Source organism: Arthrobacter sp. M71 S08, from assembly GCF_059089725.1.
The window spans coordinates 87,681-103,439 of sequence record NZ_JBNHEY010000003.1; the positions used below are offsets into that span (position 1 = coordinate 87,681).

At 65.3% G+C, this 15,759-nt stretch carries 17 protein-coding genes; 6 read left to right on the forward strand and 11 right to left on the reverse strand.

The genetic code is table 11. The features are described 5' to 3' along the window. Position 1: 1 nt before the first annotated feature. Together xdhC and AC5RTB_RS07805 are read left to right on the forward strand one after the other, a co-directional pair. The gene (gene xdhC, locus AC5RTB_RS07800) at positions 2–835 is read left to right on the forward strand and encodes a xanthine dehydrogenase accessory protein XdhC (RefSeq protein ID WP_494060499.1); all 834 of its coding nucleotides are present in this window, start codon (positions 2–4) and stop codon (positions 833–835) included. Between the two features lie 54 nt (positions 836–889). Beyond that, on the forward strand, positions 890–1,192 hold the full coding sequence (locus tag AC5RTB_RS07805) for a DUF4193 domain-containing protein (protein ID WP_490892667.1): 303 nt from the start codon (positions 890–892) through the stop codon (positions 1,190–1,192). Between the two features lie 18 nt (positions 1,193–1,210). On the opposite strand, the gene AC5RTB_RS07810 is transcribed toward AC5RTB_RS07805, so the two are convergent. The 3 genes from AC5RTB_RS07810 to AC5RTB_RS07820 all read right to left on the reverse strand — a co-directional run bounded on the left by AC5RTB_RS07810 (position 1,211) and on the right by AC5RTB_RS07820 (position 4,715). Next, a complete protein-coding gene (locus AC5RTB_RS07810; protein WP_494060500.1) occupies positions 1,211–2,542 on the reverse strand; it encodes an alpha-galactosidase in 1,332 nt (443 codons plus the stop codon). A 159-nt stretch (positions 2,543–2,701) separates the two neighbouring features. After that, positions 2,702–4,210, reverse strand: a complete 1,509-nt coding sequence (locus AC5RTB_RS07815) for an NCS2 family permease (RefSeq protein WP_494060501.1) — start codon at positions 4,208–4,210, stop codon at positions 2,702–2,704. Between the two features lie 10 nt (positions 4,211–4,220). After that, a complete protein-coding gene (locus AC5RTB_RS07820) occupies positions 4,221–4,715 on the reverse strand; it encodes a nucleoside deaminase (protein ID WP_494060502.1) in 495 nt (164 codons plus the stop codon). A 352-nt stretch (positions 4,716–5,067) separates the two neighbouring features. Here AC5RTB_RS07820 and AC5RTB_RS07825 point away from each other — a divergent pair, with 352 nt between their 5' ends. Continuing rightward, the gene (locus AC5RTB_RS07825; protein WP_494060503.1) at positions 5,068–5,655 is read left to right on the forward strand and encodes a pullulanase X25 domain-containing protein; all 588 of its coding nucleotides are present in this window, start codon (positions 5,068–5,070) and stop codon (positions 5,653–5,655) included. On the opposite strand, the gene AC5RTB_RS07830 is transcribed toward AC5RTB_RS07825, so the two are convergent. After that, a complete protein-coding gene (locus tag AC5RTB_RS07830) occupies positions 5,652–5,885 on the reverse strand; it encodes a hypothetical protein (protein WP_494060504.1) in 234 nt (77 codons plus the stop codon). The two genes, AC5RTB_RS07825 and AC5RTB_RS07830, sit on opposite strands and share 4 nt — an antisense overlap. 94 nt (positions 5,886–5,979) lie before the next feature. Here AC5RTB_RS07830 and AC5RTB_RS07835 point away from each other — a divergent pair, with 94 nt between their 5' ends. Then, positions 5,980–6,975, forward strand: a complete 996-nt coding sequence (locus tag AC5RTB_RS07835; protein WP_494060505.1) for an adenosine deaminase — start codon at positions 5,980–5,982, stop codon at positions 6,973–6,975. 26 nt (positions 6,976–7,001) lie between these two features. Here AC5RTB_RS07835 and AC5RTB_RS07840 read toward each other — a convergent pair whose 3' ends face one another. The 3 genes from AC5RTB_RS07840 to AC5RTB_RS07850 are packed head-to-tail and all read right to left on the reverse strand — an operon-like array spanning position 7,002 to position 9,932. Beyond that, positions 7,002–7,871 (reverse strand): ABC transporter permease, encoded by an 870-nt coding sequence (locus AC5RTB_RS07840; protein WP_494060506.1) that lies wholly within the window; start codon positions 7,869–7,871, stop codon positions 7,002–7,004. Next, positions 7,861–8,817, reverse strand: coding sequence for an ATP-binding cassette domain-containing protein (locus tag AC5RTB_RS07845; RefSeq protein WP_494060507.1), 957 nt, complete (start codon positions 8,815–8,817; stop codon positions 7,861–7,863). The genes AC5RTB_RS07840 and AC5RTB_RS07845 overlap by 11 nt, the downstream gene beginning before the upstream one ends. Continuing rightward, positions 8,814–9,932, reverse strand: coding sequence for a LolA family protein (locus tag AC5RTB_RS07850; protein WP_494060845.1), 1,119 nt, complete (start codon positions 9,930–9,932; stop codon positions 8,814–8,816). Before AC5RTB_RS07850 ends, AC5RTB_RS07845 begins: the two co-directional genes overlap by 4 nt. A gap of 230 nt (positions 9,933–10,162) precedes the next feature. On the opposite strand from AC5RTB_RS07850, the gene AC5RTB_RS07855 reads away from it, so the two are divergent. Further along, entirely contained in the window at positions 10,163–10,396 is a 234-nt protein-coding gene (locus AC5RTB_RS07855; RefSeq protein WP_494060508.1) for a metallothionein, read from the forward strand. Positions 10,397–10,458: 62 nt separating this feature from the next. Continuing rightward, positions 10,459–11,454: an acyl-CoA thioesterase gene (locus AC5RTB_RS07860; protein ID WP_494060509.1), complete on the forward strand. Its 996-nt coding sequence runs from the start codon at positions 10,459–10,461 to the stop codon at positions 11,452–11,454. An 88-nt stretch (positions 11,455–11,542) separates the two neighbouring features. On the opposite strand, the gene AC5RTB_RS07865 is transcribed toward AC5RTB_RS07860, so the two are convergent. Genes AC5RTB_RS07865 through hpaD form a run of 4 tightly spaced genes read right to left on the reverse strand, consistent with a single transcriptional unit; the run spans position 11,543 to position 15,739 of the window. Next, positions 11,543–13,048 carry an NAD-dependent succinate-semialdehyde dehydrogenase gene (locus AC5RTB_RS07865; protein ID WP_494060510.1) on the reverse strand — a complete coding sequence of 502 codons (1,506 nt, stop codon included), beginning with the start codon at positions 13,046–13,048 and terminating at the stop codon, positions 11,543–11,545. Positions 13,049–13,065: 17 nt separating this feature from the next. Next, the gene (locus AC5RTB_RS07870) at positions 13,066–13,881 is read right to left on the reverse strand and encodes an HpcH/HpaI aldolase family protein (protein WP_494060511.1); all 816 of its coding nucleotides are present in this window, start codon (positions 13,879–13,881) and stop codon (positions 13,066–13,068) included. Beyond that, complete coding sequence (gene hpaH, locus AC5RTB_RS07875; protein ID WP_494060512.1) at positions 13,866–14,651, reverse strand: 2-oxo-hept-4-ene-1,7-dioate hydratase; 786 nt, start codon at positions 14,649–14,651, stop codon at positions 13,866–13,868. Before hpaH ends, AC5RTB_RS07870 begins: the two co-directional genes overlap by 16 nt. 2 nt (positions 14,652–14,653) lie before the next feature. Then, positions 14,654–15,739: a 3,4-dihydroxyphenylacetate 2,3-dioxygenase gene (gene hpaD / locus AC5RTB_RS07880; RefSeq protein ID WP_494060513.1), complete on the reverse strand. Its 1,086-nt coding sequence runs from the start codon at positions 15,737–15,739 to the stop codon at positions 14,654–14,656. Positions 15,740–15,759: the final 20 nt, after the last annotated feature.

The following is a 15,759-nucleotide window of genomic DNA, read 5'->3' on the forward strand; positions in this document are numbered from 1 at the left end:
CATGGACTGGCTGGAGGCGCTGCAGCACCTGAGGTCCTCGGGTCTGCCGGGTGTGCTGGCGACTGTGTCGGAGGTACGTGGGCATTCACCTCGGGAAGCCGGGGCGAAAATGGTCGTGGGCGCATCTTCCACCTGGGGCACCATCGGCGGCGGCAACCTCGAGGCCACGGTGATCGACCGCGCGCGGGAGATGATGGCCGCGGGCGTCGCGGAGACGGAGAACGCCGAGTTCTCCCTGAGTGAGCATGCGGTGACGCAGCACGGCCGGCAATGCTGCGGTGGGAAGGTGCGGGTGCTGCTTGAGCCGTTCCTGTCGCTGCCCACGGTGGCGGTGTTCGGCGTCGGGCATGTGGGGTATGAGCTCGGCAGGATCCTGTCGCGGCTGCCCATGAATCTGTACCTGGTGGATAGCAGGGCTGAGCAGCTGCAGCCCGAGCGTCTTGCCGATGTGACCTCCGGTGTGGCAAACGTGCACGTGGTGCACACTCCGGTGCCGGATTCCTTCCTGGGTGAACTGCCCGCCGGCGCGCACGTATTCATCATGAGCCACGACCACTCCGAGGATTTCCTGCTGTGTGATGCAGCACTTCGCCGGGGGGATCTGGGGAGCGTTGGGCTGATCGGATCGCGGGCGAAATGGTCACGGTTCCGGCAGAAGTTGGGGGCGGAGGGGTACGCCGAGGCCGAGATTGAGCGGATCCAGTGCCCCATCGGGTTGCCGGATGTGACGGGGAAGGCGCCGGCGGTCATCGCGGTGAGTGCGGCGGCGGATCTGCTGCGGAGCCTCTCCTCTCCTGCCACGAGCGAACAGACGTTGGAGGGCGATGCGAAATGACTCATGTGCATGTACGCTGTTGCACCGCATCTATAAGGAGGATCAGCACCACATATGGCTACAGACTACGACGCCCCGCGCGTCCGTGAAGAAGATCAGCCCGCAAACGAGTCGCTTGAGGCGCTGAAGGCTGAGCGTAGTTCCGCCGCGAAGACAGCCGTGAACGACGTCGATGAAGCGGACACCGCTGAGGGGTTCGACCTGCCGGGCGCGATGCTCGAAGAGGAACTCCAGATCCACGTGATCCCCGCCCAGGCGGACGAGTTCACCTGCATGTCCTGCTTCCTGGTACGGCACCGAAGCCAGCTGGCCCGGGAGAAAAACGGCGCGCAGTTCTGCGCCGACTGCGAAAGCTGACTGCAGGGACTGTAAGCGTCAACGGGGATCGAAGCGGATGAGAAGCGCGCCATGCGCTTCCAGATCAGCTTGGAGCGCAACGCTGCCAGGCGCGACGCCGCGTGCGTCGTCGTTCTGTCGGGTAACCGCTGTTGCCGGTAACGGGTCCCCTGTCCAGACGTTGGTCACGCTGCCGCGAAGTTGACCATGCGCTGACAGAGGCAGTCCAATGCTGCGCACATCGAGGGCGAGTGAACGGGCTTCGTCGCGGAGGTTGAACGCGGCAGCCCACTGTACGCCGTCGGGACCGTCGGCCGTCCATAAGACGAGCCCGTTCTCGCGGAACACTTCGCGGCTCGCGGTGGCTTCCGCGTGCAACGCCAATACGTCCGGTTTGGTGAATAGCGCGATGGTTTCCGGATCGGATGTCGGAAGATCGCCTCCGATCATCAGTGGTGATCGGGCGATGACCCACAGAGTGAGCAGGGAGATGCGTTCGGCGGGCGTGAGTCCGTCGTCCCTGGGTTCTCCGCGTTCCGCGCGGATGCCCAGCCGACCGAGCGGCAACATATCGCCGTCAGGCCACCCACCGGGACCGGCGACTGGAGCCCAGCGCGCGAAGCGGGCGAAGTTCCCCTGCACGTCGTCCCAGTTGTCCCACAGATCGTCGCAGATGCGCCACATCGTGGCATGTTGGCGGAGGTGATCCAGATGTGAGAGGGACAGGTCTCGGCCGGGTGACAGACTCAGCTCAATCGCACGCCCCGTCCGGGCGATCGCCCGGCTGTAAGCTTCGATATCCCCGCTCTGGTATGGCCACAGCATGTCATCGGCCTTGATGAAGTCGATGCCCCAGTCGGCGTAAAGCTCAAGAGTCGAGTCATAGTAGGCCTGCGCTGCGGGGTGCGAGAGGTCGAGCCCGAACATGTCCGGGTTCCACTCGCAGACGTTGCTCGGATCTGCTATTTCGGCGGCGGAGACGCTGGTCCCGAGTACCGGGGTGCCGAGCTCAACTGCTCGGCGCGGTATGCCTCGCATGGTGTGGATGCCGAACCGCAGTCCGAGGGTGTGCAGCTTATCGGCCAACGGCCTAAAGCCCGCGCCGCCGGAAGAGCTGGGAAACCGGACAGGATCCGGGATGAGCCGACCGTAGTCATCGACGAACAGCGAAGCCCCCGGGTTGTAACCGTGCGAACGGGCATCAGGGTCCGACCAGTCAATGTCGACGACCACGGTGTCCCACCCGTAAGGGAGGAGGAAGTCCGCCATGAATTGTGCGTTCGAAAGCACTTCTGCTTCCGTGATGGTGGTTCCGTAACAGTCCCAGCTGTTCCAACCCATGGGTGGGCGTATGGAGGGTGTTTGCGCCATGAAAGATCTCTCCCCGGTTAGCATCGCGACGTGCATCTTTGAAGCGCCCGCTGAGACCTTAGGCGTCAATGGATAGCGTAAGCCTCACACGGTCGCCGCGCTCCTCCGGCACCGTCCCGAAGTGGAACGATGCCGGAGGGGGAGTGTGGAAGGTCCGGGTCAGCCGCCCATCCACAACGTGATCGGTCCGCGGGCGAAGTAGACCAGGAACCCCGCGGCCACCACCCACAGGAGCGGATGGATCTTGCGCGCTTTCCCGGACGATGCGCGGATGATGACCCAGCTGATGAACCCGGCGCCGATGCCGTTCGCGATCGAGTACGTCAGCGGCATGGTCACGATGGTCAGGAATGCGGGCAGTGCGATCGAGAAGTTGCGGAAGTCGATCTCGCGGATCTGCGCCACCATCATGGCACCGACGACGACGAGGGCCGCCGCCGCTACCTCCAGCGGCACCACCGCGGTCAACGGGGTGAAGAACATGGCCGCCAGGAAGAGCGCGCCGGTCACCACCGAGGCGAGACCCGTCCGAGCGCCCTCACCGATGCCGGCTGCCGAGTCGATGAACACGGTGTTGGAGGACGCCGACGATCCACCGCCTGCAACCGCACCCACACCCTCGATCACCAGTGCCGACTTCAGGCGGGGGAAGTTACCGCGCTTGTCCGTCAGCCTGGCCTGCTTTGCGAGGCCGGTCATAGTGCCCATGGCGTCGAAGAAGTTGGTGAAGACCAGGGTGAACACCAGCATCGTCGCGGCAAGCGCGCCGATGCGGTCAAACGCACCGAAGAGGTCGAACGCCCCCACCAGGCTGAAGTCCGGAAGCGAGACGATGTTCGAGGGAATGACCGGCGCGTTGAGGTGCCAGCCGGTGGGATTGTCCGGTCCGCCCGCGCCGAGCCGCAGCGACATTTCGACGATGATCGCGATCACCGTGGTGACGATGATACCGATGAGCAGGCCGCCCTGAACCTTTCGGGCGATCAGGATCCCCATGGTGATGAGGCCGATGATGAAGACCACGGTCGGCACAGTGGTGATGGAGCCGCCGTCGCCCATTTGCACTGGCGGACCGCCCGGCGTGCGGGTGACGAACCCCGAGTCCACGAAGCCGATGAAGGCGATGAACAGGCCGATTCCCACCGTGATCGCAGCCTTGAGTTGCCGTGGAACCGCGTTGAAGATTGCGGATCGGAGGCCGGTGACCGCCAGGAGCACGATCAACAGGCCGTTGATGACGACCAACCCCATCGCTTCGGCCCAGGTAACGTCGCCGACCACAGACACGGCGAGGAACGAGTTGATCCCCAGTCCGGCAGCAATGCCGAACGGGAGGTTGGCAACAACACCGAAGAGAATGGTCATGACACCGGCAGTCAGCCCGGTCACGGCGGCAATCTGGGTGGCCTGAAGCCAGCCTCCCTCGACGTCGAGCGCAGCGGCGTCGGGACTGAATCCGCCGAGGATCAGCGGGTTGAGAATGACGATATAGGCCATCGTGAAGAACGTGACGAAGCCGCCGCGGACCTCACGGCTCTTCGTCGAGCCGCGTTCGGTGATCTTGAAGTATCGGTCGAGCGGGGTCAGCGCCGCCGGGCGAACGGGTTGACGGGTGGAACCCCGGCCGGAGGGCTCGGGGTGGCCGCCGGTCTCGGTGAGAATAGCCATGGCGTGCTCCCTAGTAATCCACGCGCGCGGCGAGAGTGCTCCACGCTTCGAAGGGTGCCGTGGCGGTTACTTGCGCCGACGGAGTGAGTTTGTGATGGCGCACCGGCATCGACCGGTCCTCCACAGGCGTGGCGAAGTAGTCATAGAACACCGCGTCGTCGAAACCGGCTTTGGCTGCGTCGGTCCGGTCGGCAGCGAAGACGACGGCGTCCACCCGGGCCCAGAGGGCGGCCGACAGGCAGAGCGGGCACGGTTCGCAGCTGGAGTAGAGGGTACTGCCGGACAGGTCGAAGGTTTCGAGGGCCGCGCAGGCGTTGCGGATCGCCATGACCTCGGCGTGCGCCGTCGGATCATTGTTGGCGGTGACCCGGTTGACTCCTTCGAATGCCTTGCCGTCGAGTGTCACGATGAGCGCGCCGAACGGCCCACCGGAATTGGAAACATTGTCAGTTGCCAGGGAAATGGCTCTGGAGAGGAACTGCTCTTCTTTGGTGGTGGTAGTCACGGTGATACTCCCGAAACGTGGGGCAGCAATCACTCGAGTCCACGGGCGCCAACGAGGGAGCGGTGTCATGCGACCAGACTGCTGCGGTATGGGGATTTGCAGGTCCACCTGGTAGATAGCTCCGGTTCGCGGAGCCCGCCGTTGGCTTCGTTACATGACGTTAGCAGTGGTTTGTGACGTGCGCCATAGGTTTTGCGAAATTTCTTTCTCACTTTATGGAATCTACCTGTGATGGTGGAACAGGTTCAGGTCACATTCCGACACGACATGCCGAACGCCGCCGGGGCTCCCGAGATTAGGAGCAAGCGCTGTCAAAATTCTTATGGAAGCACAGCTACTTGGAGGTCCACACATGAGTGCTCAAGACAACACTGCCGGTCGACTGAAGGCCATCGTCCAGATCCTGGCTGAAAAGCGCGGAGAATCTGTGAAAGGCACCGACGTGCTGGCAGAAGCGGTGAGCCGCGTTCCGCTCAGCGAGTGGGAGAGCGAAGTCCTCAGCGGCGGCGCCGCCCGCGGCGTCAAGCGCCTGACGGCGGCCACAGCCTCGCTCGTGAAGTCCGGCCTCATCGTCAAGGGCCGCGCCGGCTGGACCGTCACCGAGGAAGGCTCGCGTTACGCTGCAGCGCCCAACGGCGTTGCTCTCGCCGGCAACTTCGGCCACCGCCTGGGCGCCGAAGATTGGGCACCGGCAGCCGAGCAGGTCCAGATGGCCTACAGCCCCGTCTCGCAGCGCTGGGAACTGACCGCGCAGTTGCCGGCCGGCACCTACGAGTACAAGGTCGCCATCGACCATTCCTGGGAAGAGAACTACGGCGCGTTCGGCGTCCGGGACGGCGCCAACCACGTATTCCAGCACGACGGCGGTGTGGTCACCTTCCGGTACGACCACCGCTCGAAGGACGTCGACGTGACCGTACTGGACGGCGCCCTGGTCTAGGGGTTTTCCCGGCCCAGCTCGTCCCAGTGGCCTGAGTCGTCGGCGGCGTCTTCCGGCCTGTTCCCGGGTTCGCCCTCGCCAACATAGGCCGGTGGGACGGCGCCGGCCTCGTGCGTCCCCTGCTCCTCGCGGATGTTCGCCGCGTGTCCGGCGTGCGGGGCAGGTTCGATGACCGCCTCGCGAGGGTCGGCGTGGTGCGTGTGCGTGCTCTCAGCGGCGTTGTCAGTCATGGGTGTGATCCTTTCATCAATGCGGCAGACCGCGCTAGCGTAGTCCTCTTCATGCTTGAGCATCCATGCCGCACACCCGAAAGAGAGAGCTGCCATGTCTGTGTTGCCTACGGCCGAGTTGCACCTGCATATTGAAGGGACGCTGGAGCCGGACCTGATCTTCGCGCTCGCCAGACGGAACGGCATCGAGCTGCCCTACGCGGATGTTGAGGATTTGCGCCGGCAGTATCAGTTCGCGGATCTGCAGGCGTTTCTGAACCTGTACTACGAGAACATGGCTGTCCTGCAAACCGAGCAGGATTTCGCGGATATGACCCGCGCCTACCTTTCGCGCGCCGCGGCGGCGGGGGTCCGGCACGCCGAAATCATGATGGACCCCCAGGCGCACCTCTCGCGCGGAATATCACTCGCCACCTGCGTGAACGGGGTGGCTTCCGCACTGCAGGGCAGCGAGGAGGAGTACGGCATCAGCACCGAATTGATCGCCGCGTTCCTTCGTGATGAACCAGCCGAGGAAGCACTGGCAGTACTCGAGCAACTGCTGGCGACTAATGCTCCGATCATCGGCATCGGCCTGGATTCGGCGGAAGTAGGCCATCCGCCGCGGAACTTCGTAACCCTGTACGAGCGGGCCCACGAGGCAGGTCTGAAGTGCATTGCCCACGCAGGGGAGGAGGGCCCACCGGAGCACATCCGGGAGGCACTCGATCTGCTGAAGGTCTCGCGGATTGACCACGGCATCCGGTGCATGGAGGACGAGGAACTGGTGGAACGGCTCGTGACAGAGCAGACGCCGCTGACTGTTTGTCCGCTCTCGAACGTGCGTCTGCGGGCTGTCGACACGCTCGCCGATCATCCGCTGCCCCGCATGATGGAGCGCGGGCTGAACGTGTGCGTGAACTCGGATGATCCCGCGTATTTCGGCGGTTATGTGGATGACAACTTCGCGCAACTCCAGGCGGTCTTCGATTTCACTGACGCTCAGCTGGCACAACTCGCCACGAACTCAGTGCGCTCCGCCTTCATCACCGACATGCGCCGCGGGGAGCTTCTTGCCGAGATCGACGCCTGGCGGGCAGAAAGGCAGTAGCAGCTCGTGATGTCCGACGGGGAGCCTTACGCGAGCACGTCCTTGGTGCTGAAGCGACCGTAGGCGAGGGCACCGAACACCACGATGTAGCCCGCCTGCAGCAGGGCGTTCGCGGTGAACGAGTCCCACACGATCGGGTCGCGCAGGAGGTCCGCGAAGCCCAGCCAGTACTGGGTGAGCAGCCACGGATGGATCCACTCCAGCTGCGGAAGCTGCCCGATCACCTGGCTGACCACTGACGCCACCACGGTCGCAGCCATTGCTCCCACCGGGACGTCGGTCAGCGTGGACATGAACAGCCCGACGGCGCACAACCCCAACAGGGACAGTGTCACGTAGAGGCTCACCAGTGCAATGCGCAGCAGCGCTTCGGGTACCTCGATGCTCGTGCCCGACAGCAGGGTCACCGGCCCAACCGGGAACAGCAGCGCACCCATGAGCGTGCCCACCGCCGCTACGGTGAAGGTCGCCGCCAGGCAGAAGACGACGGCGCCCACATACTTCACGATCAGCAGCCGCCCGCGCGCCACCGGAGACATGAGCAGGTACCGCAGCGTGCCGGTGCTTGCTTCACCGGCGACCGTGTCGCCCGCGACCACCCCGACCGTCAACGGCAGGAACAGCGGAATAGCGACGATGGTCGCGACGACCGCAACGAACAATCCGTTCTGGCTGACCTGGTCGAGGAACGCCGGTCCCCGCCCCCGGGACGGGCCGGAGGAAAGCTTCACGGCAATGGCAATGAGCACCGGAATCGCCGCGAGCGCGGCCAGCAGCGCCCACGTGCGGCGTCTACGGAAAAGCACGGACAGTTCGGACGCGAGGAAACGCCAGCCGAAAGACCTACGCCGCGTTGACGCCGTCCTTGTACTGGTAGACGCTGTGTCACTGGACAACGTCGAACCCCTCCCCGGTGAGCGCAACGAAAAGATCCTCCAAGCCGGCCTGATCCACGGTAAAGCCGTTCACGCGGACGTCCGCCTCGACCAGCGCCCGCACCACTCGGTCCGGCGGCAGTCCGGCGGGGAGCAGCGCGGTGACGCTGTGCGCGCCGTTGAGGGCGCCGTCGTCGTCGGGTGTGGTTCCGAGGCGCCGCAGGACGGCGTGGGTCTCCGGCACATCCGGGGTGACCACGCGGATACGGGGTTCGCCGGAGCGGCGCAGTTCCTCCAGGCTGCCCTGCGCCACGAGGGAGCCGGCGCTGAGCACCGCGGCGTGGGAACAGATCTGCTCGACCTCCGTGAGCAGGTGGCTCGAGACGAACACCGTGGTGCCCTCCTCCGTCAGGGACCGGACGAGGTGCCGGACCTCGCGGGTGCCCTGCGGGTCGAGGCCGTTGGTGGGTTCGTCGAGGACAATCAGGTCCCGGTGCGTGAGGAGCGCGTTCGCGATCCCGAGGCGCTGCTTCATGCCAAGCGAATAGCGGCCTACTGCCTTGTTTGCCGTCTGCGAGAGCCCGACCCGGTCGAGTGCCGTTTCAACACGCTGCCGACGTGTGGAGGGGGAGACGTAGCGGTCGGCGGCGTCGAGGCGGAGCAGGTTCGCGGTGCCGGAGAGGAACGGATAGAAGCCGGGACCCTCCACGAGGGCTCCGACGCGGGGGAGCACCTCCTGGAGTGCCCGTGGAATGGACTTACCGAGCACCCGGACATCCCCGGAGCTGGCGGACACCAGGCCGAGTAGAATGCGGATGGTGGTGGTTTTCCCGGAACCGTTGGGACCGAGGAAGCCGAAGACCGAACCCCGCGGCACCGCGAGGTCGATCCCGTTGACCACGTTCCGTCCGCCCAACCGCTTGGTCAGGCCTGCTGTCTCGATGACGAGGTCGGCGCCCCCGCTCACGCTTGCGCGGCTACTGCCTGCAGGCGTTCAACGGTGACTGAACCGGCGATGATGCGGCCGTCGTCAGTGATCAGCACGTTCACCAGCGCAGTGGAGAGAAGCTGGCCGCCGTCGACCGGCGTACTGAGCTGCATCAGCTCTTCCGGGATCTGCTGCTGCCCGGCAGGAACAACGACGACGGCGTCCCAGCCTTCGCCGACGACCGTCGGCTTTTCTGCCGCCGCAGCATCCATGTCGGCATGATCATGCATGTGGCCGTGCTTGTGCCCGTCCCAGTGCCCGTGTCCGTGCTTGTGCCCGTCGTGCTCGATCTCGGTGACGGTGGCACCGTCCGGCGGGGTGAACGCGAATACGTCCGCGGCGGGTTCCTCGTAGCTGATCTTGGTGAAGGTGGAGCTGAACGCCGGGGCACCGTTGCCGGCGGTCGCCACCGTAACACCGAGCGGGAGGCCGGTTTCGCCGTCGACGGCGATGGTCACGGAACCCACGAGCGTGTCAGTTGAGCGCGGTGTCAGGACCAGATCGTAGACCGGGCGCCCGGCGACCATGCGGTCGGACCCGACGGTGACCTCAGTGGACGGGTCGACCTTCTCGAGGAAATGCGCGGCGACGTCGTTGGGTGCGTGGGTCCCGCCGTGGGGCTTGTCATGGCCCTCGAGGGTGGCGTGGATGGCTTCATTTTCATCCGAGTTGTAGTACCAGAGGTCATCGCCGTTGCGGATAACGTTGCGTTCCTCAAGCCGGTCGAGCACCTGCAGGCGTGCCTGTTCGGGCCCGTTGACGAATACCCGGGCGGTGTGGGAGCCGGTCAAAAGTTCGACGGCGGCGCTCGCCGGTAAGGTTTCGCCGTCGTCGTTATAGCCGCCTCCTCCGCCCGTCGCCTCAAGAGTGGAGAGGTCGGGAAGGCCGAGGTTTGAGCTTTGCTCCACGGTGCCGGAGAACACGTCCGCGTTCTTCTCCTGGACGAGCGCGAGGACTTCCTCGGCGGTCTTGTCAGGAAGGTCAACCGCTGCGTTGGCGCTGAACGGAGCCACCAGCGCCGCTGCGCCTACCGCCCCGGCAGCGACGGCTGCCGGAGTCCACTGACGCCATGATTTTTGCCCTGTAGGAGTCATCACAAACTTCCTCGTTCTGGTGGTAACGCGGAATGGATCCTTCGCGCCACGGTACACCCGGAACCTGAGAATTGCGTTGGAGTTTCCGCCCCCGCGCGTATCAAAGCTCCCCCAAGGTCGCACAGGAGAATTGCTGCATGCCTGGTCGAACCTTCGCCGACCCTCCTCCTGCTCGAGGGAGAGTAGGCTTGTTGTGTGAGTTAGATCACAGCAAAACCTAGGGAGTAGTCATGGCAACGTGCGACACCTGCGGTAATGAGTACGACAAGACCTTCACCGTGACCAGGGGCGAGTCCCGGGGCACCTTCGACAGTTTCGAATGTGCCGTTCATGCGATGGCTCCGAGCTGCGCGCATTGCAACTGCCGCATCCTCGGCCACGGAGTCGAAAGTGACGGAACCATGTATTGCTGCGCCCACTGCGCACGCGCGTCAGGGGAGCAGGGGGTGTCCGACCGTTCATGAGCAGGGCGGCCGGAGGAGTCACAACCCGTGCGTAAAGGCCTCCTTCCGCTACCGTAAAAACCATGGATACCGGGACGCGAGGGCGCGCCGAAACGACTGAACGCCCCAACCCGCACTCAGTGACGCTGCGCTTTCTCGCCGCTCCCACGGACCTCGGACACAGCGGCTCCGTGGACGCCGGAACGGTGCTCGAGTGGGTGGACAAGGCGGCATACGCGGCCGCCGTCGGCTGGGCCAAAAGCTACTGCGTGACGGCGTACGTAGGGAATATCCACTTCGCGGACCCGGTGAACGTCGGCGACATGGTCGAAGTCGAAGCGACCATCGTCTACACCGGCAGGTCCTCGCTCCACATCCGCACCATCGTCTCCTCGGGGGACGTCAAGGGCGGCGAGGCGACGATGCGCAGCCAGTGCCTCGTGATCTTCGTTGCAGTGGGACCGGACGGCAAACCCGTACCGGTGCCGCAGTTCCAGCCGGAGACTCCCAAAGAGATCGAGCTGCGCGACCAGGCTATTGCCCGGATCGAGGTGCGCGATGCCATCGTCGCCGCCATGAACGGGCAGGAATATACCGGCGCCGGCACCGCTGAACGCGTAACCCTCCGCTTCCTCGCCGCACCCACGGACGTGAACTGGGGCGGGAAGGTGCACGGCGGCACCGTCATGGACTGGATCGATGAAGCCGCCTACATCTGCGCCACGCGCTACTGCGGCCAGGATACGGTGGCCGTCTTCTCCGGCGGCGTACGCTTCTACCGGCCGCTGCTGATCGGCGATCTCGTGGAGGTGGAGGCACGCCTGGTCTACACGGGCAACAAGGGCATGCACATCGCCGTCCATGTCCGCTCCGGCAAGCCGACCGGACGGGACATGCAACTCACCACGTACTGCCTCACCGTAATGGTGGCCAGGGATGAGTCAGGTACCGCGGTGCCGGTTCCACCGTGGGAACCGCGCTCGGAAGAGGACAAGCGCCTGGCAGCGCACGCCAGGGAACTGCTGGAAATCCGGGGCCGGGCGCCGGGAAGCAGCCTCCCCAACCACCTCTCCGGCTAGCGGCAGCGGTCCATACCGCAACTTTTGCGCAACCACGGCGGCCCAAGCGGCTGCAGAGTCACCACAGCCGCACAAAAGTTCCGGGGGATCAGTTGGCGTAGGGGTCCGCGATCCCGATGTACTGCGTTGTGGTGTACTCCGCGATTCCCTCGGAGCCGCCCTCGCGGCCCAGCCCGGACTGCTTCACACCGCCGAAGGGCGCTGCCGCATTGGAGATGACACCGGCGTTGAATCCGACCATGCCGAATTCGATCTGTTCGGCTACGCGCAGCAGGCGATTGAAGTCCCTGCTGTACAGGTAGGAGGCCAGGCCGTACTCGCTGGCGTTGGCGAGGCGGATCGCGTCCTCCTCGGTGGCGAACGTTGTTACGGGTGCTACCGGACCGAAGATCTCCTGACGGAGGATGTCGGCGTTGTTGGGCACGTTGCCGAGGACCGTCGGGGGGTAGAAGTAACCTGCCCCTTCAACTGGTGAGCCGCCGGTCACGGCTGTGGCACCGGCGTCGACGGCGGCGCTGACCAAAGCGTGCACGTCGTCCCGGGCATCACCGTCGATCAGCGGGCCTACCTGCGTTCCGGGCTCGGTGCCGCGCCCCGTGGTCAACGACCCCATGGCGGCGGCGAACCTTGCGGTGAATTCCTCCGCGACGGACTCCTGCACGAGGAAGCGGTTCGCGGCGGTGCAGGCTTCGCCCATGTTGCGCATCTTCGCGGCCATTGCTCCCTCAACGGCCCTGTCGAGATCCGCGTCGTCGAACACGATGAACGGCGCATTGCCGCCCAGCTCCATGGAGGTGCGCAGCACGTTCTGTGCGGCATCTGCCATGAGGCGTTTGCCGACCGGCGTTGAGCCCGTGAAGGAGATCTTGCGCAGCCGGGAATCTTTCAACAGCGGCCCGGAGATTCCGGAGGCACTGGAGGAAGGTACGACGTTGAGCACTCCCGCGGGCAGGCCGGCGTCGAGCATGGTCTGGGCGAACAGCTGTGCTGTCAGCGGCGTGAGCTTCGCAGGCTTCAGCACCATGGTGCAGCCGGCTGCGACGGCGGGAGCCACCTTCCGGGTTGCCATCGCCAGCGGGAAGTTCCATGGCGTGATGAGCAGGCAGGGGCCGACCGGCTTGTGCTGGACCAGGATCTTGTTCTTGCCCTCAGGGGTGGTGAGGTAGCGGCCGTAGTCGCGTACGGCCTCCTCCGAGAACCAGCGCAGGAATTCGGCGCCGTAGGTCACTTCGCCGCGTGCTTCGGCCAGCGGCTTGCCCATTTCCAGTGTCATCAGCAGCGCGAAGTCCTCGGCGCGCTCCGTCACCAGGTCGAACGCGTGGCGCAGGATTTCGGCACGTTCGCGTGGAGCGGTCCGCGTCCAGGACGCCTGAGCTGCATCGGCGGCATCGAGGGCGGCGACCGCGTCCTCACTGGTCGCTGAGGCAAGAGTGGCGAGCACCTCGCCGGTGGCGGGGTCACGCACGTCGAAAGTGCCGCCGTCGGACGCGTCCCCCCACTGGCCGCCGATCAGGAGGCCGGTGGGCACGGTGGAGAGGAGCCGGGCTTCGCGTTCAGACGAGACGGCAGAGGAGTGCGCTGGGGAAACTGTCATGGGGTGCCCTTCGAAGGTCAGTAGCTGTTGGGAGTATCGCCATCGGGTGCGGGGATGAACTGGGCGGCGAGGGCTTCTGAGCCCCGAGCCAGCAGGGCGACGTCGGCACCCACCAGGATGAAGCCGGCCCCGGCGTCCAGGTAGTGGCGGGCGGTATCAGGATTGAAGGCGTTCACGCCCGCCGGCTTCCCGGTTTTTTGCGCTGCCTCAAGGCAGCGTTCGACGGCGGCGCGAACCTCGGGGTGCTCCTGCTGGCCGAGCACGCCCATGGAAGCCGCGAGGTCGGAGGGGCCGACGAAGATGGCGTCCACACCGTCGACCTTGAGGATGTCCTCCACGGCTTCGACGGCGGCCGCGGACTCGATCTGCACTGTCACGGTGATCGTGTCGGAGGCCCGGGCCAGGTAGTCCGGCACCCGGTTCCAGCGCGCCGCGCGCGCCAGCGCCGAACCGACCCCGCGCACACCCTCCGGCGGGTATCGCGTGGCGGCCACAGCGGCCTCGGCTTCCGCGACAGAGTGGACCATCGGGATGAGCAGGTTCTGCACACCGATGTCCAGGTACTGCTTGATGAGGACAGTGTCGTTCACGGGCGGCCGGACCATTGTGGAGACGGGGTAACCGTGGATCGCCTGGAGCTGGGCGAGGATCGACTCGAGTCCGTTCGGACTGTGCTCGGCGTCGACGAGGAGCCAGTCCAGACCGGCTCCCGCGCAGAGTTCCGCGATCAGCGGGCTGCCCGAGCACACCCACATTCCCGCCAGCGGCCGGCCTGCTTTACCGCTTTGCTTGCGGAGCGCGTCGCGGAAGGTGGTCTCTAGTGGAAGTGGCATGTCACAGCTCCGAGTGGTCCGTAATCGGCGTGGACGGTGTCGCCCTTGTGAACCCAGAGGGGACGGGTGAAGGAACCGGCGAGGATGATGTCCCCGGCCTTGAGGCTGTCCCCGTGGGCCGCAATCTTGTTGGCCAGCCAGTGGACGCCGGCCGCAGGGTGGTCCAGCACACCGGCCGCGACGCCCGTCTCCTCCACGGTCTGGTTCTTGTAGAGGATGGCGGCGACCCAGCGGAGGTCGACGGCGTCCGGCTTCACCGGACGCCCGCCCACCACCATGGCACCCATCGCGGCGTTGTCCGAGATGGTGTCCACGATGGTCCGGCCTTCCATCTCGATCCGGGAATCCAGGATCTCGAGGGCCGGAACCACGTAGTCCGTTGCGTTCAGGACGTCGAAGATAGTGCAGCCCGGGCCCTTCAGCCCGTCCTTCAACACGAACGCCAGCTCCACCTCGACGCGCGGGTGGGTGTACTTGTCCCACTCCACCGAGCAGCCAGTTTCCAGCACCATGTCATCGAAGATGGCGCCGTAGTCCGGCTCGGTGATCCCGGTGGCTGCCTGCATGGCCTTGGACGTGAGGCCGATCTTGCGTCCCACCAGGGTGCGACCGGCTTCCTCGTTGCGCCGGCGCCACAACTGCTGGACAGCATAGGAGTCCTCGACGGTCATGTCCGGGTAGCGGGCGGTCAGCCGGGGAATGGGGGTGCGGCTGCGGCCGGCCTCCACCAGTTCGTCTGCAATGGCCTCAATCGTCGCGTCGTCCAGCATGGCTACAGCTGCGCTCCCAGCTTGAAGCCCGTCCGGTCGCCCTCCGGCGACCCGTCCTTGCGGGTGTAGGAGAAACCGTCAGCGCCGACCGTGACGGCCATCTCGCTCTTCTCCTCGCGCTCGATGACCGGCTGCGGGTTGCCGTCGAGGTCCAGGACGAGGGACGCCTCGGTGTACCAGGAGGGAACAACCGGGTTGCCCCACCAGTCGCGGCGCTGGTTGTCGTGGACATCCCAGGTGATCGTGGGGTTGTCCGGATCACCCGTGTAGTAGTCCTGCGTGTAGATCTCGATGCGGTGACCGTCCGGGTCCAGGATGTAGAGGTAGAACGCGTTGGACACACCGTGACGGCCGGGACCGCGCTCAATACGGTCACTGATGCGCAGCGCGCCCATCTTGTCGCAAATCTGGATGATGTTGTGCTTCTCGTGGGTGGCGAAGGCAACGTGGTGCATGCGGGGGCCATTGCCGCCGGTCAGCGCGGTGTCGTGGACGGTCTGCTTGCGGTGCATCCAAGCGGCGTACGTGACGCCGTCGGAATCCTGGATGTCCTCGGAGACCCGGAAGCCCAGATCCTCGAGGTACTTGCGGCCGCGCGGCACGTCCGGGGTGACCTGGTTGAAGTGGTCCAGGCGCACCAGTTCGCCGGCGGAGTAGAGGTCGTAGCGCTGGGTGAGGCGCTCGACGTGCTCCACCTCGTAGAAGAACTCGTAGGGGAAGCCCAGCGGGTCCTCGACGCGGACGGAATCGCCGATGCCCTTGGTGAAGCCTTCCTTGCGGCGCTCGGTCCGGCAACCCAGTTCCTTGTAGTAGGCCTCCGCGGCGTCCACCTCGGCGGGTGACTTCACGCGGTAGGCGAAGGCGGCGACCGCGGCCACCGGTCCCTTCCGCAGCACCAGATTGTGGTGGATGAATTCCTCAAGGGGACGGAGGTAGATGTTGTTCTCGTCTTCCTCGGTGACGTGCAGACCGAGGACGTCGACGTAGAACTCGCGCGACCTGACGAGGTCAGTGACCACGATCTCCATGTAGGCGCAGCGGACAATGTCCGGAGCCGGGACCGAGGGGGTGGGTACGAAGTTGGTCATGATGTTCTCTCTTCTTTGAG